The following is a 22,456-nucleotide window of genomic DNA, read 5'->3' as shown; positions in this document are numbered from 1 at the left end:
TACCGGCAGGGCTTCCGGCATATGCAGCGGAACGCGTACCGCGGCAACGCCGGAAGCCGACCGGGCCGTTGCGCCCGGCCCTTCGAACGCGGGCGGTATCCGTACCGCCCGCTCTGGCCCTTCCGGTGGTGGAGTCGGAGTTTCCCCGTCATCTGCATCCGTATTGGCCAAAGCTTCAGGAGAACTCACGGGCATGGCTCCTGGAAAAGCGGCTCATGCCCCCCGACAAGGTCGCGGCATATGCCGACAGCCTTTGCTACACCGACCTGGTCGCCGGCTACTACATCGGCGCCCCGGATGAACTGCTCGACGCCATCGCGGACTTGAGCTCCTGGTTCTTCGGCTGGGACGACCGGCACGACCGGGACGCGGTGCACGGCAGGACGGTGCAGTGGCGGCGGCTGTGCCAGGGCCTGCACGCGACCTTGGACCACCCGCGGCAGCAACTGGGCCACCGGGACCCACTGGTCGCGGCCTTCGCGGACTGTGTCATCAGGCTCTACGCGCACCTCGGGCCACGGTGGAACGCGCGCTTCGCCCGGCACTTCCACCCGGTGATCGACGCGTACGACCACGAGTTCGGCAACCGGCGCACCGGGACCGTCCCGGGCGTCGAGGCCTATGTGGAACTGCGCCGGCTCACCTTCGCGCACTGGATCTGGATCGATCTGCTCGAACCCACCGCACGGTGGGAATTGCCGGAGGCCGTACGGAAACATCCGGCTTATCGTGCGGCGGCGCTCGCGACACAGGATTTTTCCGCCTGGTACAACGACCTCTGCTCCCTTCCCAAGGAGCTTGCCGGCGACGAGGTGCACAACCTCGGAATATCTCTCATTCAGCACGAGGGAATGTCGCTGGAACAGGCGGTGGCGGAAGTTCATCGACGCGTGAGTGACTGCGTCGGAGATTTTCTCGCGGTGGAGCCCGATGTTCTCCGACTGGCCGATGTATGGGCGGACGGAACGGCTGAGGGAATGAAAGTCAGCGCCGCGCTGCAATCCTGTGTGTTCAACATGCGGAACTGGTTCAGTTCCGTGTACTGGTTCCATCACGAATCCGGCAGGTATCGCGTCGACAGTTGGGTCGACCGGACTCATCCCCCGTATGTCTCCGACGTCGTCGCCCCCGAATTCCCCGGCATCGAACTGGCAGGAAACAATCCCTCTGGTGGTGAAGAATGACCGTCGAATCAGCAGCGTCCGCGATACCCGCACCCGCAGCTCCCGAACGGCTCCGCATTCCGCCCGTGGTCCAGGGCGGAGCACCACTTCTCGGCCACGCATGGAACCTGGTGCGCGATCCGCTCGGATTCCTGGCGGACCTGCGCGACCACGGTGATCTCGTCCGGATCAGGCTCGGGCCCAAGACCGCGTACGCGGTGTGCGCGCCGCGACTCGTCGGCGAGATGCTGAAGAGCACCGACTTCGTCGTCGGCGGCCCGCTCTGGGACACCCTGGAGGTCCTGCTCGGCAAGGGCGTTGCGACCAGCAACGGCCCGCTGCACCGGCGCCAGCGCCGCATGATGCAGCCCGCCTTCCGGCCCGAGCGCATCGCCGACTACGCCCGCGTGATGGAGGAGGAGGCACAGGCGACCGCGGCCCGCTGGGACCACGGCAGCACGGTGGACGTCAGCGCGGAGATGTTCCGCACCGCGGTGCGGATCGTGTCCCGCTCACTCCTGGAAGTCGAGTCGATCGGTGAGAAGGCGGACCGCATCAGCGATTCGCTGCACACCGTCTTCGAAGGCCTCTACCGCCGGATGGTGCTCTCCGTCGGCCCGCTCTACCGCGTGCCGACCCCCGCCAACCGGCGCTTCGAACGCGCACTGGCCGATCTGCACGCGCTCGTCGACGAGATCATCGCCGAACGCCGCGCCTGCGGGAGCGGCCGGGAAGAGGACCTGCTTGCCGTATTGCTCCGGGCGCGCGACGAATCGGGGCAGCCGCTGGCCGATCAGGAGATCCACGACCACGTCGTCTCGCTGGTGGTGGCGGGAGCCGAGAATGTGGCGTCCACGCTGGCATGGACGTTCCATCTGCTGACCGAACACCCGGAGCAGGAAAGGCGGTTGGTTGAAGAGGTAAATTCCGTGACGCGAGGGCGTCCGGTCGCCTTCGCCGATCTCAAGGAGCTGCCGCATACACGCAATGTCGTCACGGAGGCGATGCGTATACGCCCGGCCGCGTGGATTTTCACGCGCCGCGCGGTGGCCGAGACCAGTCTCGGCGGCTATCGCATTCCGGCCGACACGGACATCGTGTACAGCGTGTACGCGATGCAACGCGATCCGCGTTCGTTCGAGCGGCATCTGGAGTTCGACCCGGACCGGTGGAATCCGGAACGCGCCGCGAGCGTACCGGAGTTCGCGATGATGCCGTTCAGTGTCGGCAACCGTAAGTGCCCCGGCGATCACTTCAGTCTGGCCGAACTCACCATCATCCTGGCCACCGTGTCGCCGAAGTGGCGCCTGTCCCGGGTCGAGCGGACCGACACGGGCACCAAGGTCGGCATCACGCTGCACCCGAAGAAGCTGGTCCTGCGGGCGAAGCGACGCTGACCCCGCGCGCCCGGTGCCGGCTCCCGCCCGTTCAGGCGGCCGAGTCGGCGCCGGGCCCGCGGAACGTGCGCCGATAGGCGTTCGGCGTGGTCCCGAGGGCGCGTACGAACTGATGGCGCAGCGCGGCCGCGGTCCCGAAGCCGGCGCGGCCCGCGATCGCGTCCACCGTCTCGTCCGTCGCCTCCAGCAACTCCTGGGCACGGAGCAGGCGTTGGCGCAGCAGCCAGCGGTACGGCGTCGTGCCCGTCTCCTGCTGGAAGCGGCGGGCGAAGGTGCGCGGCGACATATGGGCGCGGGCGGCGAGCTGGTCGACGGCCTGCTCCTGGTCGAGGTGGCGCTCCATCCACGTGAGCACCTCACCGACGGTGTCGCACCGGGTGCGGGGCAGCGGCCGCTCGATGTACTGGGCCTGGCCGCCGTCGCGGTGCGGCGGCACGATCATCCGGCGCGCGATGGCGTTGGCGACCTCCATGCCGTTCTCCCTGCGGACGAGGTGCAGGCAGGCGTCGATGCCCGCGGCGGTGCCCGCGGAGGTGATGACCGGGTCCTCGTCGACGTACAGCACGTCCGGTTCGACGATCGCGCGCGGATGGCGCCGCATCAGCTCCTCGGCGTGCCGCCAGTGCACCGCGCACCGCCGCCCGTCGAGCAGCCCGGCCGCGGCGAGCACGAAGGCGCCGGTGCAGACGCTGAGCACGCGGGTGCCCCGGTCGGCGGCGCGGCACAGGGCGTCGAGCAGCTCGGGCGGAAACTCCCGGGTCACGTACGAGTCGCCGGCCGGGACGGTGATGAGGTCGGCCTCTTCGAGCCGCTCCAGGCCGTGCGAGGTGGTGATCGAGTACCCGGCGTGGGTGGAGAGCACCGGGCCCTCGGCCGAGGCGACCGCGAAGTCGTACACCGGCAGCCCCTCGTCGCTGCGGTCGAGGCCGAACACCTCGGACACGACGCCGAGTTCGAAGGGGTGCACGCCGTCGAGCACGACGGCGGCCACGTTGTTCAACATGGGCCCAGTGTGCCGTGCGACTGGCAGGAAATCGAGGGTGTGCGGCAGTCCTGCCACTGACGTACGCGGACGGCCGCCGCGAGAGTGGACGTCATGAACGCACATGACGTACTCAACACGGCGGCCGTCCTCGGAGTCTTCCTGCTCATGGCGCTGCCGTCACTGATCGGCCACGCACACGACCGGCGGATCGCCCGCCAGCTGCGCGAGGCCGAGCGCGGGCAGGGCCCGGAGCCACGGCAGGGCCCGCAGCCGGGGCGGGCCCCCGTGGCTCAGAACTCGTCGTCGAACGAGACCGACCCCTCCACGGCGACCTGGTACGCCGACGGGCGCCGCTCGAAGAAGTTGGTCAGCTCCTGCACGCCCTGAAGCTCCATGAACGAGAAGGGGTTCTCGGAGCCGTAGACCGGCGCGAAGCCCAGGCGCTGGAGGCGCTGGTCGGCGACGCACTGCAGGTACTCGCGCATCGACTCGGTGTTCATGCCGGGCAGGCCGTCACCGCACAGGTCGCGCGCGAACTGCAGCTCGGCGTCGACCGCCTCCTTCAGCATGTCGGTGACCTGCTGCTGGAGCGCGTCGTCGAAGAGCTCCGGCTCCTCCTTGCGCACGGTGTCGACGACGTCGAAGGCGAAGCTCATGTGCATCGTCTCGTCGCGGAACACCCAGTTGGTGCCGGTCGCCAGGCCGTGCAGCAGGCCGCGGCTGCGGAACCAGTACACGTACGCGAACGCACCGTAGAAGAACAGGCCCTCGATGCACGCCGCGAAGCAGATCAGGTTCAGCAGGAAGCGGCGCCGGTCGGCCTGGGTCTCCAGGCGGTCCAGCTTCTCCACCGAGTCCATCCAGCGGAAGCAGAACTCGGCCTTCTCCCGGATGGACGGGATGTTCTCCACCGCCGCGAAGGCCGCGTTGCGGTCCTCCGGGTCGGGCAGATAGGTGTCGAGCAGCGTCAGATAGAACTGGACGTGCACGGCCTCCTCGAAGAGCTGCCGGCTCAGATACAGCCGCGCCTCGGGGGAGTTGATGTGCTTGTACAGGGTGAGGACGAGGTTGTTCGACACGATCGAGTCGCCGGTCGCGAAGAACGCGACCAGGCGGCCGATCAGGTGCTGCTCCTCGGGCGAGAGCTTGGCCAGGTCGGTGACGTCCGAGTGGAGGTCGACCTCCTCGACGGTCCAGGTGTTCTTGATCGCGTCGCGGTAGCGCTCGTAGAAGTCCGGGTAGCGCATGGGGCGCAGCGTGAGCTCGAAGCCCGGGTCGAGCAGGTTCTTCTCACCCTGGGTGGTGACGGTGTGGGCGGCGGACTGGGACATTACTGGCAGGCCTCGCAGGACTCGGGGTTTTCCAGGGAGCAGGCGATCGCGTCGGGGTCGGTCACCTGCTGGGGGACGGGGGCGGGCGTGGGGGCGGCGGCACCGGCACTCGAACCGCCCGCCGCGCGGGCGATGCGCGTCGCCGGGCGCGAGCGCAGGTAGTACGTGGTCTTCAGGCCGCGCTGCCAGGCGTAGGCGTACATCGAGGAGAGCTTGCCGATGGTCGGCGTCTCCAGGAACAGGTTCAGGGACTGCGCCTGGTCCAGGAACGGCGTACGGTCGGCGGCCATGTCGATGAGCCCGCGCTGCGGGATCTCCCAGGCCGTGCGGTACAGCTCGCGCACGTCCGCGGGGACCCAGGTGAAGCCCTGCACCGAGCCGTTGGCCTCGCGCAGCGCCTCACGGGTCTGCGCGTCCCACACGCCGAGCCGCTTCAGCTCGTCCACCAGGTACGAGTTGACCTGGAGGAACTCGCCGGACAGCGTCTCGCGCTTGAAGAGGTTGGAGACCTGCGGCTCGATGCACTCGTACACGCCCGCGATGGACGCGATGGTGGCCGTCGGCGCGATGGCGAGAAGCAGCGAGTTGCGCATGCCCGTCTTCGCGATCCGCGCCCGCAGCGCCGCCCACCGCTCGGGCGGGGCGAGCTCGACACCGTAGTGGTCGGGGTGCAGCACGCCGCGCGCGGTGCGGGTCTTCTCCCAGGCGGGGAGCGGGCCGTTGCGCTCGGCGAGGTCGGCGGACGCCTCGTACGCGGCGAGCATGACGCGCTCGGCGATGCGCGTGGACAGGGCGCGCGCCTCGGGCGCGTCGAAGGGCAGCTTGAGCTGGAAGAAGACGTCCTGGAGGCCCATCGCGCCCAGGCCCACGGGGCGCCACCTGCTGTTCGACCGCCCGGCCTGCTCGGTCGGGTAGAAGTTGATGTCCACGACGCGGTCGAGGAACGTGACGGCCGTGCGCACGGTGGCGTCGAGCCGCTCCCAGTCGATGTCGCCGCGCTCCGTGTCGACGAACGCGCCGAGGTTCACCGACCCCAGGTTGCACACGGCCGTCTCGCCGTCGTCCGTGACCTCCAGGATCTCCGTGCAGAGGTTGGAGGAGTGGACGGTGTGGCCGGGCTCGGCGGTCTGGTTGGCCGTGCGGTTGGCGGTGTCCTTGAAGGTCATCCAGCCGTTGCCGGTCTGCGCGAGGGTGCGCATCATGCGGCCGTACAGCTCACGGGCGGGGATGGTCTTCTGCGCGAGACCGGCCGCCTCCGCCTTCTTGTACGCGGCGTCGAACTCCTCGCCCCACAGGTCGACGAGCTCGGGCACGTCGGCGGGGGAGAACAGCGACCACGGCTTGTCGGCGGCCACGCGGCGCATGAACTCGTCCGGGATCCAGTGCGCCAGGTTCAGGTTGTGGGTGCGCCGGGCGTCCTCGCCGGTGTTGTCCCGCAGCTCCAGGAACTCCTCGATGTCGGAGTGCCAGGTCTCCAGGTAGACGGCGGCGGCGCCCTTGCGGCGGCCGCCCTGGTTCACGGCGGCGACGGAGGCGTCAAGCGTCTTCAGGAACGGCACGATGCCGTTGGAGTGCCCGTTGGTGCCGCGGATCAGCGAGCCGCGCGAGCGGATGCGGGAGTACGAGAGCCCGATGCCGCCGGCGTGCTTGGAGAGCCGGGCGACCTGGTGGTACCGGTCGTAGATGGAGTCCAGCTCGTCCAGCGGCGAGTCCAGGAGGTAGCACGAGGACATCTGCGGGTGCCGGGTACCGGAGTTGAAGAGCGTGGGCGAGGACGGCAGGTAGTCGAGGCGGCTCATCAGGCGGTAGAGCGCGGCGACCTCGTCGAGCGCCCGCTCGCCCGCTTCCGCTGAGTCAAACGCGGTGTCCTCGGCGAGACCGGCGGCCACGCGCAGCATGAAGTGCTGCGGCGTCTCGACGACCTTGCGGGTGATGGGGTGCCGCAGCAGATAGCGGCTGTGCAGCGTGCGCAGGCCGAAGTACTCGAAGCGGCGGTCGGCGCCGTCGGCGAGCGCGGCGTCCACGAGACCGTCGAGGCGGGCGGCGTGCTGCACCGTGAACTCGGCGGTGCGGTCGGCGATCAGGCCCTCGCGGTGGCCGACGGCGACCGACTCGGAGAACGACGTGACGCCTTGTGAGGCGGCTTCCTCACGAATGCCGATGGTCAGCAGCCGGGCGGCGAGCCGGGAGTAGGCGGGGTCCTCGGAGATGAGTCCGGCGGCCGCCTCCGTCGCGAGCTCCCGCAGTTCGGCCTCGTCCGCCTTCGCCGAGCGGCCGCGCAGCGCGGCGGCGGCGACGCGGCCGGGGTCGGCGTCAGGGAGGTCGGCGGTGAGGTCGGTCAGGGTGCGCAGCAGCGCGGTGCCTGGACCGTCGGTGGTCGGCGCGGCCTGCTCGGCCGCTGCCTGCTGGCCGGCCTGCGCCGGCTGCTGCTGGGCCTGCGCTGACGCGGGTTCGGCGGGCGCGATGGTCACGTGGTGCTCTCCCTCGCTCGGCTCTGGGCCTTCGGGGGAGCGGCGCGGCGCGGCTGCGCCCGCGCAGGGGCGATCCGCGTCCACCAACCCATTCCGCGAGGCCCGGACGTCTCGGCACCCGGACCGGACGATCCGGGTACGCCGTCGGCAGGTCGTCGGACTCACTGGCACAGCGTGTGGCGCGGGCGCCCAAATGCGTACCAGTACACCGTTGCGGGACAGTTCCGGACTTGCACCGGATTCCCCTGCGGCGACAGCGAGCACGAGCATACATCTTGTGTCCGACGATGCGAGCAGGCCCACATGTTGTGTCGGCCGCGGACACGACAACGGGCCGCCGATTCATCGGCGGCCCGTTGTCACCGTACAAGGCCTAGTGGCCGGAAGCTGCCCCGACCTTCGGTGGTTCGGCCGCCACGCCCTTGTCTCCGGCGTCGGCGGTGTAGTCCTCCGGGGACGTCTCGTCGATGCCGTCGGGGGCCTTGAGGGCCCTCAGGACGAAGGTGAGGACGACGGTCACGACGACGTTCAGGACGAAGGCCGTCAGGCCGATGTAGCCGATCTCACCGATGCCCGGGATCTCCTTGGACGAGCCGCCGAAGTGCTTCTGCGTCGGCGAGGCGACTCCGTACGCCGCGACCGTGCCGTAGACCATGCCGACCGCCCAGCCCGCGAGCAGCGCCCACCGGTGGAACCAGCGCGTGAACAGGCCGCCGACCAGCGCGGGCATGGTCTGCAGGATCCAGATGCCGCCGAGGAGCTGGAAGTTGATGGCGACCGTCTTGTCCATGGTGAGCACGAAGGCGAGCGCGCCCACCTTCACCAGCAGCGAGACCAGCTTGGAGACCTTGGTCTCCTGCTCGGGTGTCGCGTCCGGTTTGAGGAAGTCCTTGTAGATGTTGCGGGTGAAGAGATTCGCGGCCGCGATGGACATGATGGCCGCGGGCACGAGCGCGCCGATGCCGATCGCCGCGAACGCGACGCCCGTGAACCAGTCCGGGAACATGTCCTCGAAGAGCTGCGGAATCGCCAACTGCCCGTTCTCGACCTTGACTCCGGCCGCGATCGCCATGAACCCGAGCAGCGCGAGCAGGCCGAGCATCAGCGAGTACAGCGGCAGGATGGTGGTGTTGCGGCGGATCACGTCGCGGCTGCGCGAGGACAGCGTCGCGGTGATCGAGTGCGGGTACATGAACAGCGCGAGCGCGGAGCCGAGCGCGAGCGTCGCGTACGTCCAGGTCCCCGCGTCGCCGGGCACGAGCGCGCCGACGGGTTTGCCGGTGGCCTCGTTCGTCGCGGAGAACTTCTCGTTCGCCGCGTGGAAGATCTCGTCGAAGCCGCCGAGCTTGATCGGGATGTAGATGATGGCCACCGCGATCACGATGTAGATCAGGGTGTCCTTCACGAATGCGATCAGCGCGGGGGCCCGCAGTCCGGAGGAGTACGTGTACGCGGCGAGCACGCCGAAGGCGATGAGCAGCGGCAGGTCCTTGATGAACCAGTTGGTGTCCTCGCCGCCGCCGACGCCCATCACGTCAAGCACGGCCTGGATGCCGACCAGTTGGAGCGCGATGTACGGCATGGTCGCGAGGATGCCGGTGACGGCCACCGCGAGGGACAGGCCCTTGGAGCCGAAGCGGCCGCGGACGAAGTCCGAGGTGGTGACGTACCCGTGCTTGTGCGAGACGGACCACAGGCGGGGCAGGAAGGTGAAGATCAGCGGGTAGACGAGGATGGTGTACGGCACGGCGAAGAAGCCGGCCGCGCCCGCCGCGTAGATCGCCGCCGGGACGGCCACGAAGGTGTAAGCGGTGTAGAGGTCGCCGCCGAGCAGGAACCAGGTCACCCAGGTCCCGAACGACCGGCCGCCCAGGCCCCATTCGTCGAGGCTCTGGTCGTTCTCGGCCCGGCGCCAGCGGGACGCCAGGAAGCCCATGACGGTGACCGCGAGGAAGAAGAAGATGAAGACGGCGAGCGCGACGCCGTTGACGCCGTCGTTCACCGGGACGCACCTTCCTTGAGGGCCTTGGCGGCCTCTGCGGTCTTGCGGGCGCGCTGGTCACGCTGCCACAGCTTGTACGCGATCATCGTGAGCGCGGTCGATATCAGCACCCACAGCATCTGGTACCAGTAGAAGAACGGGATGCCGATGAAGGCCGGGTCGGCCTTGGCGTAGGAACTCACCCAGAGCATCGCCACGAAGGGCGCCACGAGGCAGAGGGCGATGACCACGCGGACCGGTGTGACCACCGGTTGACTCACTTCAGGCGCAACCGGCACTTCAGGCGCATCTGACATACCGCGGCTCCGTTCCCTCGCTTATCCCGTGCTTAACGTGCGGGAAATCTAAGCGACGGTCTCGCGGTACGGAACCCCTGTCCGTATAACGGACGGGTACCGGAACTGTGGTCGTGCCTGCTCAGCGGCGGCTCAGCAGCAGCGGAAGCCCTGCCGGGGGTCCGACTCCTGCCGGTCCGTCCGCATGTGCTCGAACGCGCGGCGGCTGAGCACGGCGGCCCCGGGGTGCTCCTTGCGCGCATGGGCCACGTACCGCTCGTACGCCGACTCGTCCGTCAACTCCCTTACGTACCAACGCATCCAGCGCCCCGCGCGCAGCAGCCTGCTCATCATGACGAGTCCCGAGGGGCGGCGGGAGCGGAGGGGGCGGCGGGAGCGGCCGACGCGGCGGCCAGCTCCGCCTTCTCCTCCTTGGTCGGGAACAGCCCGGCGGGCGCCACCGTCTGCGACTCCACGAACGGCGCCTCGCTCAGCTTCGACGACAGCGGATCGCGGATGTGGCGGAGGCAGATGCGGAGCGCGTCCACGACGACGATCACGATGAGGAGCGCGAGGGCGGCCGAAAGGACGCCGTCCACCGTGGAGTTGGTGACGACGGTGTGCATGTCGTCCATCGACTTGGCCGGCGCGAGGATCCTGCCGTCGTCGATGGCGTCCTGGTAGATCGAGCGCTGCTTGAAGAAGCCGACGCGCGGGTCGCTGGAGAACACCTTCTGCCAGCTCGCGGTGAGCGTGACCGTGGCGTCCCAGGCGAGCGGAATCCCGGTGATCCAGGCCCACTTGAGCCGCCCGGACTTCACGAGCAGCGTCGTGCAGACGGCGAGCGCGACGGCCGCGAGCAGCTGGTTGGCGATGCCGAAGATGGGGAAGAGCTGGTTGATGCCGCCGAGCGGCTCGTGCACGCCGACCCACAGGAAGTAGCCCCACAGGCCGGTCACGGCCGCGCTGGTCAGGACGAGCCCGGGCTTCCAGCTGATGTTCTTGAAGGGCTTGTAGACGTTGCCCAGCATGTCCTGGAGCATGAAGCGGCCCACGCGGGTGCCCGCGTCGAGCGCGGTGAGGATGAACAGCGCCTCGAACATGATCGCGAAGTGGTACCAGAAGGCGCGCAGCGAGCCGCCCGTGACCTTGGAGAAGATCTCCGAGACGCCGATCGCGAGGGTGGGCGCGCCGCCCGTGCGCGAGAGCAGCGAACTCTCCTCCACGTTCTTGGCGGCCTGCGCCAAGTCCTCGGGGGAGATGGTGTATCCGAAGCCCGCGACGGCCTTCGACGCCTCCTGGACGGTGTCGCCGACGACGCCCGCGGGCGCGTTCATCGCGAAGTAGAGCCCCGGGTCGATGATGGACGCCGCCACCAGGGCCATGATCGCCACGGCCGACTCCATCAGCATGGAGCCGTAGCCGATCATCCGGACCTGCGTCTCCTTCTGGATCATCTTCGGTGTCGTGCCGGAGGAGATCAGCGAGTGGAATCCGGAGAGCGCGCCGCACGCGATGGTGATGAACACGAAGGGGAAGAGCGAGCCCGCGAAGACCGGCCCGTCGCCGCGCGAGGCGAAGTCGGTGACCGGGTCCATCTTGAGCGTCGGCAGCGCGATGACGACGCCGAGTGCGAGCAGCGCGATGGTGCCGATCTTCATGAAGGTCGACAGATAGTCGCGCGGCGCGAGCAGCATCCACACCGGCAGGATCGAGGCGATGAAGCCGTACGCCACCAGCCAGATCACCAGCGTCGACGGCGCGAGCGTGAACGCCTCCGCCCACGACGACTCGGCCACCCAGCGGCCCGCGATCAGCGCGAGCAGCAGCAGCGCGACGCCGATGAGCGAGACCTCGCTGACCCGGCCCGGCCGCAGGATCCGCAGATAGAACCCCATGAACAGGGCGATCGGGATCGTCATCGCGATGGAGAAGGTGCCCCACGGCGACTCGGCGAGCGCGTTCACGATGACGAGCGCGAGCACGCCGAGCAGGATGATCATGATGGCGAAGGCGGCGAGCAGCGCCGCGGCCCCGCCGAAAGGACCGATCTCGTCCCGCGCCATCTGCCCGAGGGAGCGGCCGTCACGGCGGGTGGAGAAGAACAGGACCACCATGTCCTGCACGGCGCCCGCGAAGATCACGCCCGCGATGATCCAGATCGTGCCGGGCAGATATCCCATCTGGGCGGCGAGCACCGGTCCGACCAGCGGCCCGGCGCCCGCGATGGCCGCGAAGTGGTGGCCGAGCAGCACGCGCCGGTCGGTCGGGTGGTAGTCGATGCCGTTGTCGAGGCGTTCGGCGGGGGTGGCCCGGCGCTTGTCGACCTTCAGGACCTTGTACGCGATGAACTTCGCGTAGAAGCGGTAGGCGATGGCGTACGAGCCGAGGGCGGCGGCCACCATCCAGGCGGCGGACACCTCCTCGTCCCGGGAGAGCGCGAGTACGGTCCAGCCAGCGGCACCCACCAGAGCCACGACTGTCCAGAGAGCGATGCTCTTGGGGTTCGCTGTGCGCACGGGGCCGTCCTCCCGTTCACGTATCTGCGGTGACGGGAGGACCGTAGGCCAGGAAAGTGATCTGCGCCATGGGGCGGACGGGACTGCGTCTGTACGAGGGGTGGGCGGCTCTTCGCCGGGGCGTCCCGCGGTCGTTCCGCGGTCGTTCCGCGCCGGGTTACTCCTGGGGGCGCTTGAGCCGGGCCACGAACTTGTACCGGTCGCCCCGGTACACCGACCGCACCCACTCCACCGGCTGGCCCGAGCCGTCCAGCGAGTGCCGCGACAGCATCAGCATGGGCAGGCCGACGTCGGTGCCGAGCAGTCCGGCCTCGCGCGGGGTGGCGAGCGAGGTCTCGATGGTCTCCTCGGCCTCCGCGAGGTGCACGTCGTACACCTCCGCGAGCGCGGTGTAGAGCGAGGTGTACTTGACCAGGGAGCGGCGCAGCGCGGGGAAGCGCTTGGCGGACAGGTGCGTGGTCTCGATGGCCATCGGCTCGCCGCTGGCCAGGCGCAGCCGCTCGATGCGCAGGACGCGGCCGCCGGTGGCGATGTCGAGGAGGCCGGCGAGGGTGTCGTCGGCGGTGATGTAGCCGATGTCCAGGAGCTGGGAGGTCGGCTCCAGGCCCTGGGCCTTCATGTCCTCGGTGTACGAGGTGAGTTGGAGGGCCTGGGAGACCTTCGGCTTGGCCACGAACGTGCCCTTGCCCTGGATCCGCTCCAGGCGGCCCTCGACGACCAGCTCCTGGAGGGCCTGGCGGACCGTCGTGCGGGAGGTGTCGAACTCGGCGGCGAGGGTGCGCTCGGGCGGGACCGGGGTGCCCGGCGGCAGGGTCTCGGTCATGTCGAGCAAGTGCCGCTTCAGGCGGTAGTACTTGGGCACGCGGGCCGGGCGGACCGACTTGCCGGGGCCCGAGCCGTCCGCCGTGGTGGCGGCCGCGGTGCTCGTGGACGCCGCCGGCGACGCTGCCGCCGTCGCCGCCGTGCCCGCGGACGCCGTCGCGGACGTCCCCGCCGATGCCGTCGCGGACGTGGCCGTCCCGGCCTGGGTACTGCCCGCCTCTGTGCCCATGCTCCGCCTTCCCGGCTCCTGTGCTGCTGTTGTCACCGGCTCCTGTGCTGTGGTCACCGGGTCCTCCGTCTGTCGCGGCTCACATCGTGGCACGGTCCGGGGCGAGGGGCGCCCCCCTGCTCGCGCGAAGGTCACGCGTGTGCTCGCGTGAGCGCTCACGTGGGCCGCGGTCGAGGCCGCCGACGAGGCCGCGATCTCGGGGGAATCCGATGGCCCGGTGGAGGCTCGTACCCCCTCAGGTGTCGGTCCGATAACGGACCCGACTGCCCTTCTTATACACCCTTGACACCCCTATAGGTCTAGGCCAAGCTCCCCGTACTGGTCTACACCATTAAAGACCAGGTCCAGTCCCACGGGCAGTACTTTCGGTCCTCTTGGTCGCTGCGGGTGGGGGGTTGGCTGGCATCCAAAGGAGGATGACTGTGAAGCGCAAGCTCATAGCGGCTATCGGTGTCGCGGGCATGTTGGTCTCGGTCGCGGCCTGTGGCGGCGACGACAAGGACGGCAAGAAGTCCGGGGCGGACGGCTTCAAGGGCGAGACGCTGACGCTCTGGGCGATGGACGGCTCCACGCCGGACGCCTGGACCAAGGACGTCAAGGCGGCCTTCGAGAAGAAGACCGGCGCCAAGCTGAAGCTCGAGGTGCAGCAGTGGAACGGCATCCAGCAGAAGCTGACGGCCGCCCTCTCCGAGGAGAACCCGCCGGACGTCTTCGAGATCGGCAACACGCAGACTCCCGCGTACGCCAAGACCGGCGGCCTCGCCGATCTGAGCGACCTCAAGGAGTCCGTCGGCGCCGACTGGACCGAGTCGATCAACAAGTCCTCGGTCGTGGACGGCAAGCAGTACGCCGCCCCGTGGTTCGTGCTCAACCGCGTCGTGATCTACAACAAGAAGGTCTGGGCCGACGCCGGCATCAAGGAACTGCCCAAGACCCGCGACGACTTCTACGCCGCCCTGAAGAAGATCGACGACAAGACCGACGCCGAGCCGATCTACCTGCCGGGCCAGAACTGGTACCACTTCGTCGGCCTGACCATCGGTGAGGGCGCCGAGCTCGTCAAGAAGGACGGCGACAAGTACGTCTCCAACCTCGCCGACCCGAAGGTCACCAAGGCGATGGAGACGTACCAGAAGTTCCAGAAGCTCTCCAAGGCGCCGAAGAACAAGGACGAGGCCACGCCGCAGCAGGCCGAGGTCTTCGCCAAGGGCAAGACCGGCGCGTTCATCGGCATGAGCTGGGAGGCCGCGACCGCGATCAAGGCCAACAAGAAGATCGAGAAGGACATCGGCTACTTCACGATCCCGGGCGCCACGGCCGCCAAGCCGGAGGGCGTGTTCCTGGGCGGCTCGAACCTCGCCGTCGCCGCGACCAGCGAGAAGCAGGAGCTCGCCAAGGAGTTCCTGAAGATCGCGCTGTCCGACAAGTACGAGGGCGCGCTCGCCAAGGAGAGCGGCGTCATCCCGAACAAGAAGGCCCTGGAGACCAACCTCAAGGGCAACGCGGCCGCCGAGGCCATGGCCCCGGCCACCGCCGGCGGCGGCACCACCCCGCTGATCCCGGAGTGGGCGGCCGTGGAGAACCCGCCGAACCCGATCAAGAACTACATGACCGCGGTCCTGAACGGCGATTCGCCCGCCGACGCCGCCAAGAAGGTCGAGGGCGAGCTCAACGAGCGCCTGGCCAAGAAGCAGTAAGGACGCGTCCCGCCGGGGCGGCGGACCACGGTGGCCCGACCCCCGTGGCACCACGGTGACCTGACTCCCGTGGTGCCACGGTCACCCGACCCCGTGGTGCCCGCCGCCCCGGCACCCGTGCGTCGCGTGCAGCCCACGGGACGCGCGTCGCGTGATGCCCACGAGAGAGATGGCGAGCATGACCGTACAGAAGACCGAACGGCCGCCCTCAGGCCCGACGGATGTTCTGAAATCGGACGGCGGGCAGCCGAAGGACCCACGGAAGGCCTGGTACCGGGCCACGGCGCTGACGCCGTATCTGCTGCTGCTCCCCGCGATCGCCGGCACGCTGCTGCTGCTCGGCTGGCCGCTGGTCAACAACGGCCTGATCTCGTTCCAGAACCTCAATATGAGGCAGTTCATCCTGCACCTCACCGAGTGGAACGGGATCGACAACTACAAGGACGTCCTCGGCGACGAGGAGTTCTGGCGGGTCACCGGGCGGTCCATCGCCTTCACCGCCATCAACGTCGTCCTCATCATGGTGATCGGCACCCTCGTCGGCCTGCTGCTCGCCCGGCTCGGCAAGAAGATGCGGCTGCTGCTGCTCTTCGGCCTCGTGCTCGCCTGGGCGATGCCGATCATCGCCTCGACGACCGTCTACCAGTGGCTGTTCGCCCAGCGCTTCGGCGTCGTCAACTGGGTCCTGGCCAAGCTCGGCTGGAGCTCGATGGCCGAGTACGACTGGATGGGCGGCCAGTACTCCACCTTCTTCGTCATCATCACGCTGATCGTCTGGCAGTCCGTCCCGTTCGTGGCGATCAACCTGTACGCCGCGACGACGACGATCCCCAAGGAGCTCTACGAGGCCGCGGCGCTGGACGGCGCGGGCGCGTGGAAGGCGTTCACGAACGTGACGATGCCGTACCTGAAGCCCTTCCTCTTCGCGACCACGTTCCTGGAAGTCATCTGGGTCTTCAAGGCGTTCCCGCAGGTCTTCGCGATCAATGAGGGCGGCCCGGACCGGCTCACCGAGATCCTGCCCGTCTACGCCTACATCGAGGGCTTCGGCAACCAGCACTACGGCATGGGCGCGGCCATCTCGCTGCTCACCATCCTGATCCTGCTGTCGCTGTCCTTCTACTACCTGCGTCTGGTGCTCAAGCAAGAGGAGGACGAGCTGTGAACCGCTCGTGGTTCGGCCGTGCCTGGCCCAATGTCGTCGCCGTCCTCCTGTTCATCGGCTTCGTCTTCCCCGTCTACTGGATGTTCGCCACGGCCTTCAAGCCGACCGGCGACATCATCAGCGAAGACCCCGTCTGGATCCCGTTCAACGCGACGTTCGAGCACTTCAAGACCGCCGCCGACGCGGACCACTTCTGGACGATGGTCATGAACTCCGTGACCGTCACCGTCCTCGCCGTGGTGTTCGCGCTGATCGTCGGTCTCGCCTCGGCGTTCGCCCTGGCCCGGATGCGGTTCAAGGGGCGGCGCGGCTTCATCGTCGGCTTCATGATCGCGCAGATGGCGCCGTGGGAAGTCATGACCATCGCCATCTACATGCTCGTGCGCGACGCGGACATGCTGAACAGCCTGGTCCCGCTGACGCTCTTCTACACGATCATGATCCTGCCGCTGACGCTGCTCACGCTGCGCGGCTTCGTCGCGGCCGTGCCGCGCGAGCTGGAGGAGGCGGCCATGGTCGACGGCTGCTCCCGCATGCAGGCCTTCCGCCGCGTCATCCTGCCGCTGCTCGCGCCCGGCCTGATGGCGTCCTCGCTCTTCGGCTTCATCACCGCCTGGAACGAGTTCGCGCTCGTCCTCGTGATCAACAAGGAGGCCGAGGCGAAGACGCTGCCGGTGTGGCTGTCCGGCTTCCAGACCGTCTACGGCGACGACTGGGGCGCCACGATGGCGGCGTCCTCGATGTTCGCCATTCCGATCCTGGTCCTCTTCGTCTTCCTCCAGCGCAGGGCTGTCGCCGGGCTGACCGATGGCGCTGTGAAGGGATAACGCACCATGTCTTCTGCTTCTTCAGCATCCTCCGCGGGTTCTTCTGGTTCCATGACCTCCGGTGGCTCCGGCTCCCGTGTGCCGGACAGCCTCACGCGGGACGCGCTGACCGTCCTGCAGCCCGGCTTCGGCGGCACCACCGCGCCCGACTGGCTGCTGCGCCGCATCGGCGAAGGCCTCGCCTCCGTGGGCCTGTTCGGCCGCAACATCCAGACGCCCGAGCAAGTCGCCGCGCTCACCGCCCAGTTGCGGGCCGAACGCGAGGACATCGTCGTCGCCATCGACGAGGAGAGCGGCGACGTCACCCGCCTAGAGGTGCGCACCGGCTCGTCCTTCCCCGGCAACCACGCGCTCGGTGCCGTGGACGACGCGGACCTGACCCGCGGCGTCGCCGCCGAGCTCGGCCGCCGCCTCGCCGAGTGCGGCGTGACCTTCAACTGGGCGCCGTCCGCCGACGTCAACTCCGACCCCGGCAACCCCGTCATCGGCGTACGCTCCTTCGGCGCCGCCCCGGACCTCGTGGCCCGGCACACCGCCGCCTACATCGAGGGCATGCAGTCCGCTGGCGTCGCCGCCTGCGCCAAGCACTTCCCCGGCCACGGCGACACCGCGGTCGACTCGCACCACGCGGTGCCGGGCATCGACGTCGACGCGGACGTGCTCGCCGCCCGCGAACTCGTCCCCTTCCGCGCCGCGATCGCCGCCGGCACCCGCGCGGTGATGAGCGCCCACATCAGCGTCCCGGCCCTGGACCCGGACCACCCGGGCACCCTGTCCCGCCGCATCCTCACCGACCTGCTCCGCGGCGAACTCGGCTTCGACGGCCTCATCGTCACCGACGGCATCGAGATGCGCGCGATCTCCGGTACGTACGGCATCGAGCGCGGCACCGTCCTCGCCGTCGCCGCGGGCTGCGACGCGATCTGCGTGGGCGGCGGCCTGCACGACGAACTCACGGTGCTGCGGCTGCGCGACGCCCTGGTCGCCGCGGTGCGCGCGGGCGAACTCCCGGAGGAGCGGCTCGCCGACGCCGCAGCCCGGGTGCGCGCGCTCGCCGACTGGGCCTCGGCCTCGCGTGCGGCCGGCGGTCCGGCAGCCGGGGCCGACCCCGAGATCGGCCTGCGCGCGGCCCGCCGCGCCCTGACGGTCACCCACACCGAGACCTACGCGGGCCCGCTCACCGACGCCCCCTATGTCGCCGCCTTCACCCCCGTGGCCAACATCGCCGTCGGCGACGAGACCCCGTGGGGCGTAGCCGCCGAGCTGAAGCGTCGGCTCCCCGGCACGGAGACCGGCTCCTTCAGCGGTGACCGGGCGGGCGCCGAGGCCCTGGCCGCCGCGGGCGACCGGCGCATCGTCGCCGTGGTCCGCGACGCCCACCGCCACCCGTGGATGGCGGCCGCCGTGGACCACCTCCTCACCGCCCGCCCCGACACCGTCGTCGTCGAGATGGGCGTCCCCCAGGCCAAGCCGTCCGGCGCCCTGCACATAGCCACACACGGCGCCGCCCGAGTCTGCGGCCAGGCAGCAGCAGAGGTCCTGACGGGCACGTGATGTCCCCCGGTGGTTTGCGGGCGGTCGTTTGATGTCTGCCGGTGGTTTGCGGGCAGTCGTTTGATGTCCCCCGGTGGTTTGTGGGCAGTCGTTCCGCAGGGCGGAACGGGTGGGCACAAACCACCCCCCGGCCCGAGCCCGAAAACAGGGCGGGGCACCAGCATGCAGACGGCGCCGGACGCCCCCGCCAAGGGGGCGCCCGGCGCCGTCTCCGCACCCTGCCGGAGGCTAAAGCCCCTGCCACGCCGGCTTATTGGCGAACGTATGCCGGAAATAATCCGCAAGCTTCAGCTTGGACGCGGCAGCCTCGTCCACAACGACCGTCGCATGCGGATGCAACTGCAGCGCGGACGCGGGCACCACGGAAGCCACCGGCCCCTCGACCGTCGCCGCCACGGCATCCGCCTTGCCCTCACCCGTCGCGAGCAGCACCAGGTGCCGCGCCTCCAGGATCGTGCCGATGCCCTGCGTGATGACGTGGTGCGGGACCTGGTCGATGTCGCCCTCGAAGAACCGCGCGTTGTCCACCCGCGTCTGCTCCGTCAGCGTCTTGATGCGCGTCCGCGAGGCCAGCGAAGAGCAGGGCTCGTTGAACCCGATGTGCCCGTCCGTACCGATCCCCAGCAGCTGCAGGTCGACCCCGCCCGCCTCCGCCAGCGCCCGGTCGTACGCCTCACACGCACCCTGCACGTCCTCCGCGCTGCCGTCCGGCCCCATGAACGCCGACTCGCTCAGCCCGAGCGGCTCCACGACCTCACGCAGCACCACCGAGCGGTACGACTCCGGGTGCCCGGCCGGCAGCCCCACATACTCGTCGAGCTGGCAGATCCGCGCCCGCGCCGCATCGACCTCACCCGCGCGCACCTTCGCCGCCAGCGCCTCGTAGATGGGCAGCGGAGTCGAGCCGGTGGCGACACCGAGCAGGGCGTCGGGCTTGCGGCGCACCAGGGCGGCCATGGCCTCCGCGATGAGCGCGCCGCCTGCCTTGGCGTCCGGGACGATGACAACTTCCACGCTGGGCCTGCCGATCTGGAGTAGGACTGGATGAGGGGGACGAGCGCAGAACGCCCGGCTACAAGTGTGGTATAGACCAATCTAGCAGAGCCACCCCGCCCTCACGCAGGGGTCGCCCAGCCCCGCGCACCCGGCACCGCCCGTTCCCCGCCAATACGCCGCAAGGCCCCCGGCACGCATTGCCCGCTCGTCGAGCCCGACACCCGAACATGCTGCCGGAAGCCGGAAGCCGGAAGCCGGAAGCCGGAAGCCGGAAGCCGGAAGCCGGAAGCCGGAAGCCGGAAGCCGGAAGCCGGAAGCCGGAAGCCGACGCCGAACGCGAGGCGCGCCCCCGATGCCTGAGGCCGCAGGCACGAGGTCCGACGCCGAGGCACGACGTCCAAGGGAGCCCAGCCCCATGCCCAAGGCGCGGTGCCCCATGCCCAAGGCACGCTGCTCGACGCCCAACATGTGCTGCCCGACGCCCAAGGGCACGCGGGCGACGCCCAAGCCGCCCCGCCCGACGCCCAAGGCACGCTCCCCGGCCCCCCAAGGCGTGCTGCCCCCGTAACCGAGGCGTGCTGCACCCCGTACCCGAGGCGTGCTGCCCGGCGCCCCCCAGCTGTGCTGCCCGACGCCCAAGGCACGCTTCCCGACGCCCAAGACGCCCCGCCCCACGCTCAAAGCGTGCGGCCCAACGTCCCTTCCCCAGGCGGGCTGCCCCACGCTCAAGGTGTGCTGCCCAACGTCCCCCCCCGGCGGGCTGCCCAACGTCCCCCCAGGCGGGCTGCCCCACGCAAAGCGTGCTCCCGCAGCCCCAGCCTCACCCCGCCCCGCTCAAGGCCCCCGGCCAGAAACAAGCGCTCCCGGCCAGTAGCAAGCAGAGTGGGAGGCATGACTGTGACGTCGTCCTCCACGTACAGCGAGCAGCCCGGCCGCATCATGGCCCGCGAGATGTCCGAACAGCCCGAGGTCCTGCGTCGGCTCCTCGACACCGGTGCCCCGAAGATCCGCGAGACCGCCGCCCAGGTCGCCGCGCAACGCCCCCGCTTCGTCCTGCTCACCGCCCGCGGCACCTCCGACCACGCCGCCCTCTACGCCAAATACCTCCTCGAAGTCCGTCTCGGCCTGCCCTGCGGCCTGACCTCCATGTCCACGACCACGGCCTACGGAGCCAGGCCCGACCTCCGGGACGTCCTGGTCATCACCGTGAGCCAGTCCGGCGGCTCACCGGACCTCGTCGCCTCCACCCAGGCGGCCCGCGAGGCCGGCGCCATCACGCTCGCCGTGACCAACAACCCCGACTCCCCGCTGGCCGCCGTCTCCGAGCACCACATCGACATCCTCGCGGGCCCGGAGAAGGCTCTGCCGGCCACGAAGACCTACACGGCGTCCCTGCTTGCCCTCTATCTCTTCATCGAGGGGCTGCGCGACGGCGACGGCGCCCCGGCCCGCCCCCTGCCCGATCTCGCCGCCGATCTCCTGGCCCGGCAGCAGGAGGTCCGGACGCTCGCCGCCCGCTACCGCTTCGCCGAACGCATGGTGATCACCTCCCGCGGCTACGGCTATCCCACCGCCAAGGAAGCCGCCCTGAAGTTGATGGAGACCAGCTACATCCCCGCCCTCGCCTACTCCGGCGCCGATCTGCTGCACGGCCCCCTCGCCATGGTCGACAACATTTCCCCGGTCATCGCCGTCGTGCCGGACGGCAGGGGAGGAGAGGCGCTCCAGCCCGTCCTCGACCGGCTGCGCGGCCGCGGCGCCGACTTGGTGGTCATCGGCCCGAAGGCCCAGGTCGAGCAGGCCTCCGCCGGGTTCGTCCTGCCGACGGAGGACGTGCCCGAGGAGGTCCAGCCCATCTTGGAGATCATCCCCCTCCAACTCCTCGCCTACGAGGTCACGATCGCCCGCGGCCAGGACCCGGACGCACCGAGGGCCCTGGCCAAGGTGACCGAAACGAGGTGAGCCCACCCGTGTGCCGCCCCGGGCTCGGCCGCCGGACCCGGGGCGGGCGCCTGCGTGCGGCTGGGCCCCTGGGCCGGAGGCCGGCGCGCCCTCGCCCCCGGCCTCGCGTCAGCGAACTCCCTGTCCCGAGTCGGAACCCTCCGGCCTCACGCCAGCGACCCTCCCGTCGCGTCGATCCACTGCCCCGTCACCCACCGTCCGTCCGGTGAGGCGAGGAACGCGACCACGTCGGCTATGTCCTGCGCCGTCCCGACCCTGCCGAGTGCCGACATCGCCGCCGCACCCGCCCACGCGTCCTTGTTCTCCTCGCCGCGCAGCCAGGCGGCGTTGACGTCCGTGTCCACGATGCCCGGGGCCACCGCGTTGACCGTGATGCCGCGGGGCCCCAGCACCTTCGACAGGTTCCGCGTGAAGACGTCCAGGGCGCCCTTCGTCATGGCGTACGTCATGATGTCCGGCAGCACCGCCGCGTGCGAGACGCCCGACGAGATGTTGATGACGCGGCCGCCGTCCCGCAGCCGCTCGGTGCCGAGCCGGGTCACGAAGAACGGCGCCTTGGCGTTCACCGCGAACAGCCGGTCGTACTCCGCTTCGTCCGTGTCCGCGAAGGGGCGCGACGTGCCGATGCCGGCGTTGTTCACCAGGATGTCCAGGCCGTCCGCGTGTGTGTCGAACGCCTCCCACAGCGCCGCCGCGTCACCCGGCACGCCCAGCTCCGCGCCGATCGCGAACGCGGAGCCGCCCGCCCGCTCGATCGCCGCCACCGTCTCCTTCGCGGCCGCCTCATTGCTGCCGTAATGCACGCCGACCCGCGCGCCGTCCCGTCCCAGTCGCTCGGCGATGCCCCGCCCGATGCCCCGGCTGCCGCCCGTGACCAGCGCGGTCCTACCGGCCAGCCGCCCACCGACCACCTCGGCCTGCGAGGCTGCCCTCGCATTCGGCTCGGCCGTCTTCTCCGTCAGCGCACCCATGATCAGGCGCCCCCCAACTTTCTCTAGCGGTCGCTACACAAAAAACCGTACCCCACCGCGCCCCGCTTTTCTAGCGCCCGCTATAAAATT

At 69.7% G+C, this 22,456-nt stretch carries 18 protein-coding genes and 1 riboswitch; of the genes, 8 read left to right on the top strand and 10 right to left on the bottom strand.

Translation table 11 applies throughout. The annotated features are described in order from the left end of the window. Positions 1-215 precede the first annotated feature (215 nt). Both AC0KTA_RS12255 and AC0KTA_RS12250 read left to right on the top strand, forming a co-directional pair. On the top strand, positions 216-1,184 hold the full coding sequence (locus AC0KTA_RS12255) for a terpene synthase family protein (RefSeq protein WP_481055154.1): 969 nt from the start codon (positions 216-218) through the stop codon (positions 1,182-1,184). Beyond that, positions 1,181-2,560, top strand: a complete 1,380-nt coding sequence (locus tag AC0KTA_RS12250) for a bifunctional albaflavenone monooxygenase/terpene synthase (RefSeq protein WP_481055153.1) — start codon at positions 1,181-1,183, stop codon at positions 2,558-2,560. Before AC0KTA_RS12255 ends, AC0KTA_RS12250 begins: the two co-directional genes overlap by 4 nt. A gap of 31 nt (positions 2,561-2,591) precedes the next feature. Here the strand turns inward: AC0KTA_RS12250 and AC0KTA_RS12245 are convergent, their stop codons facing one another. Then, complete coding sequence (locus AC0KTA_RS12245) at positions 2,592-3,563, bottom strand: helix-turn-helix domain-containing protein (protein WP_481055152.1); 972 nt, start codon at positions 3,561-3,563, stop codon at positions 2,592-2,594. Between the two features lie 93 nt (positions 3,564-3,656). Between AC0KTA_RS12245 and AC0KTA_RS12240 the strand changes: the two genes are divergently transcribed. Next, the gene (locus AC0KTA_RS12240) at positions 3,657-3,932 is read left to right on the top strand and encodes a hypothetical protein (protein WP_481055151.1); all 276 of its coding nucleotides are present in this window, start codon (positions 3,657-3,659) and stop codon (positions 3,930-3,932) included. Here the strand turns inward: AC0KTA_RS12240 and AC0KTA_RS12235 are convergent. The 7 genes from AC0KTA_RS12235 to AC0KTA_RS12205 all read right to left on the bottom strand — a co-directional run bounded on the left by AC0KTA_RS12235 (position 3,836) and on the right by AC0KTA_RS12205 (position 13,194). After that, positions 3,836-4,876 (bottom strand): ribonucleotide-diphosphate reductase subunit beta, encoded by a 1,041-nt coding sequence (locus AC0KTA_RS12235; protein ID WP_481055150.1) that lies wholly within the window; start codon positions 4,874-4,876, stop codon positions 3,836-3,838. The two genes, AC0KTA_RS12240 and AC0KTA_RS12235, sit on opposite strands and share 97 nt — an antisense overlap. After that, the gene (locus AC0KTA_RS12230) at positions 4,876-7,347 is read right to left on the bottom strand and encodes a ribonucleoside-diphosphate reductase subunit alpha (RefSeq protein WP_481055149.1); all 2,472 of its coding nucleotides are present in this window, start codon (positions 7,345-7,347) and stop codon (positions 4,876-4,878) included. Before AC0KTA_RS12230 ends, AC0KTA_RS12235 begins: the two co-directional genes overlap by 1 nt. A 129-nt stretch (positions 7,348-7,476) precedes the next feature. Beyond that, positions 7,477-7,617, bottom strand: a riboswitch (cobalamin riboswitch). A gap of 103 nt (positions 7,618-7,720) precedes the next feature. Further along, positions 7,721-9,349: a monocarboxylate uptake permease MctP gene (gene mctP / locus AC0KTA_RS12225; protein ID WP_481055148.1), complete on the bottom strand. Its 1,629-nt coding sequence runs from the start codon at positions 9,347-9,349 to the stop codon at positions 7,721-7,723. Next, a complete protein-coding gene (locus AC0KTA_RS12220) occupies positions 9,346-9,645 on the bottom strand; it encodes a DUF3311 domain-containing protein (RefSeq protein ID WP_481055147.1) in 300 nt (99 codons plus the stop codon). The genes mctP and AC0KTA_RS12220 overlap by 4 nt, the downstream gene beginning before the upstream one ends. A gap of 132 nt (positions 9,646-9,777) precedes the next feature. Further along, entirely contained in the window at positions 9,778-9,975 is a 198-nt protein-coding gene (locus tag AC0KTA_RS12215; protein WP_481056395.1) for a CstA-like transporter-associated (seleno)protein, read from the bottom strand. Next, positions 9,975-12,143 carry a carbon starvation CstA family protein gene (locus AC0KTA_RS12210; protein ID WP_481055146.1) on the bottom strand — a complete coding sequence of 723 codons (2,169 nt, stop codon included), beginning with the start codon at positions 12,141-12,143 and terminating at the stop codon, positions 9,975-9,977. The genes AC0KTA_RS12215 and AC0KTA_RS12210 overlap by 1 nt, the downstream gene beginning before the upstream one ends. A gap of 157 nt (positions 12,144-12,300) precedes the next feature. Then, complete coding sequence (locus tag AC0KTA_RS12205) at positions 12,301-13,194, bottom strand: GntR family transcriptional regulator (RefSeq protein WP_481055145.1); 894 nt, start codon at positions 13,192-13,194, stop codon at positions 12,301-12,303. 422 nt (positions 13,195-13,616) lie between these two features. Between AC0KTA_RS12205 and AC0KTA_RS12200 the strand changes: the two genes are divergently transcribed. From AC0KTA_RS12200 to AC0KTA_RS12185, 4 genes are all read left to right on the top strand, one after another. Continuing rightward, positions 13,617-14,891: an extracellular solute-binding protein gene (locus tag AC0KTA_RS12200; protein WP_481055144.1), complete on the top strand. Its 1,275-nt coding sequence runs from the start codon at positions 13,617-13,619 to the stop codon at positions 14,889-14,891. Between the two features lie 178 nt (positions 14,892-15,069). Then, the gene (locus AC0KTA_RS12195) at positions 15,070-16,056 is read left to right on the top strand and encodes a carbohydrate ABC transporter permease (protein ID WP_481055143.1); all 987 of its coding nucleotides are present in this window, start codon (positions 15,070-15,072) and stop codon (positions 16,054-16,056) included. Further along, on the top strand, positions 16,053-16,883 hold the full coding sequence (locus AC0KTA_RS12190) for a carbohydrate ABC transporter permease (protein ID WP_481055142.1): 831 nt from the start codon (positions 16,053-16,055) through the stop codon (positions 16,881-16,883). Before AC0KTA_RS12195 ends, AC0KTA_RS12190 begins: the two co-directional genes overlap by 4 nt. Before the next feature lie 51 nt (positions 16,884-16,934). Further along, positions 16,935-18,437 (top strand): glycoside hydrolase family 3 protein, encoded by a 1,503-nt coding sequence (locus tag AC0KTA_RS12185; protein ID WP_481055141.1) that lies wholly within the window; start codon positions 16,935-16,937, stop codon positions 18,435-18,437. Positions 18,438-18,665: 228 nt separating this feature from the next. On the opposite strand, the gene nagB is transcribed toward AC0KTA_RS12185, so the two are convergent. Further along, the gene (nagB, locus tag AC0KTA_RS12180) at positions 18,666-19,451 is read right to left on the bottom strand and encodes a glucosamine-6-phosphate deaminase (RefSeq protein WP_481055140.1); all 786 of its coding nucleotides are present in this window, start codon (positions 19,449-19,451) and stop codon (positions 18,666-18,668) included. 873 nt (positions 19,452-20,324) lie between these two features. Between nagB and AC0KTA_RS12175 the strand changes: the two genes are divergently transcribed. Then, on the top strand, positions 20,325-21,395 hold the full coding sequence (locus AC0KTA_RS12175; RefSeq protein ID WP_481055139.1) for an SIS domain-containing protein: 1,071 nt from the start codon (positions 20,325-20,327) through the stop codon (positions 21,393-21,395). A 146-nt stretch (positions 21,396-21,541) separates the two neighbouring features. On the opposite strand, the gene AC0KTA_RS12170 is transcribed toward AC0KTA_RS12175, so the two are convergent. Next, a complete protein-coding gene (locus AC0KTA_RS12170) occupies positions 21,542-22,366 on the bottom strand; it encodes an SDR family oxidoreductase (protein WP_481055138.1) in 825 nt (274 codons plus the stop codon). Positions 22,367-22,456: the final 90 nt, after the last annotated feature.

The sequence above is a fragment of the Streptomyces sp. Y309 genome (assembly GCF_056712025.1).
The sequence above is the reverse complement of the archived record's forward strand: the minus strand, read 5'-3'. Positions and strand labels throughout refer to the sequence as shown.

Coding starts and splice junctions, on each gene's coding strand:
- AC0KTA_RS12215 (WP_481056395.1), bottom strand. CDS start 9,975: ATGAGCAGGCTGCTGCGCGCGGGGCGCTGGATGCGTTGGTACGTAAGG.
- AC0KTA_RS12240 (WP_481055151.1), top strand. CDS start 3,657: ATGAACGCACATGACGTACTCAACACGGCGGCCGTCCTCGGAGTCTTC.
- AC0KTA_RS12185 (WP_481055141.1), top strand. CDS start 16,935: ATGACCTCCGGTGGCTCCGGCTCCCGTGTGCCGGACAGCCTCACGCGG.
- AC0KTA_RS12235 (WP_481055150.1), bottom strand. CDS start 4,876: ATGTCCCAGTCCGCCGCCCACACCGTCACCACCCAGGGTGAGAAGAAC.
- AC0KTA_RS12250 (WP_481055153.1), top strand. CDS start 1,181: ATGACCGTCGAATCAGCAGCGTCCGCGATACCCGCACCCGCAGCTCCC.
- AC0KTA_RS12195 (WP_481055143.1), top strand. CDS start 15,070: ATGACCGTACAGAAGACCGAACGGCCGCCCTCAGGCCCGACGGATGTT.
- AC0KTA_RS12205 (WP_481055145.1), bottom strand. CDS start 13,194: ATGGGCACAGAGGCGGGCAGTACCCAGGCCGGGACGGCCACGTCCGCG.
- AC0KTA_RS12245 (WP_481055152.1), bottom strand. CDS start 3,563: ATGTTGAACAACGTGGCCGCCGTCGTGCTCGACGGCGTGCACCCCTTC.
- AC0KTA_RS12255 (WP_481055154.1), top strand. CDS start 216: ATGCCCCCCGACAAGGTCGCGGCATATGCCGACAGCCTTTGCTACACC.
- AC0KTA_RS12170 (WP_481055138.1), bottom strand. CDS start 22,366: ATGGGTGCGCTGACGGAGAAGACGGCCGAGCCGAATGCGAGGGCAGCC.
- AC0KTA_RS12220 (WP_481055147.1), bottom strand. CDS start 9,645: ATGTCAGATGCGCCTGAAGTGCCGGTTGCGCCTGAAGTGAGTCAACCG.
- AC0KTA_RS12175 (WP_481055139.1), top strand. CDS start 20,325: ATGACTGTGACGTCGTCCTCCACGTACAGCGAGCAGCCCGGCCGCATC.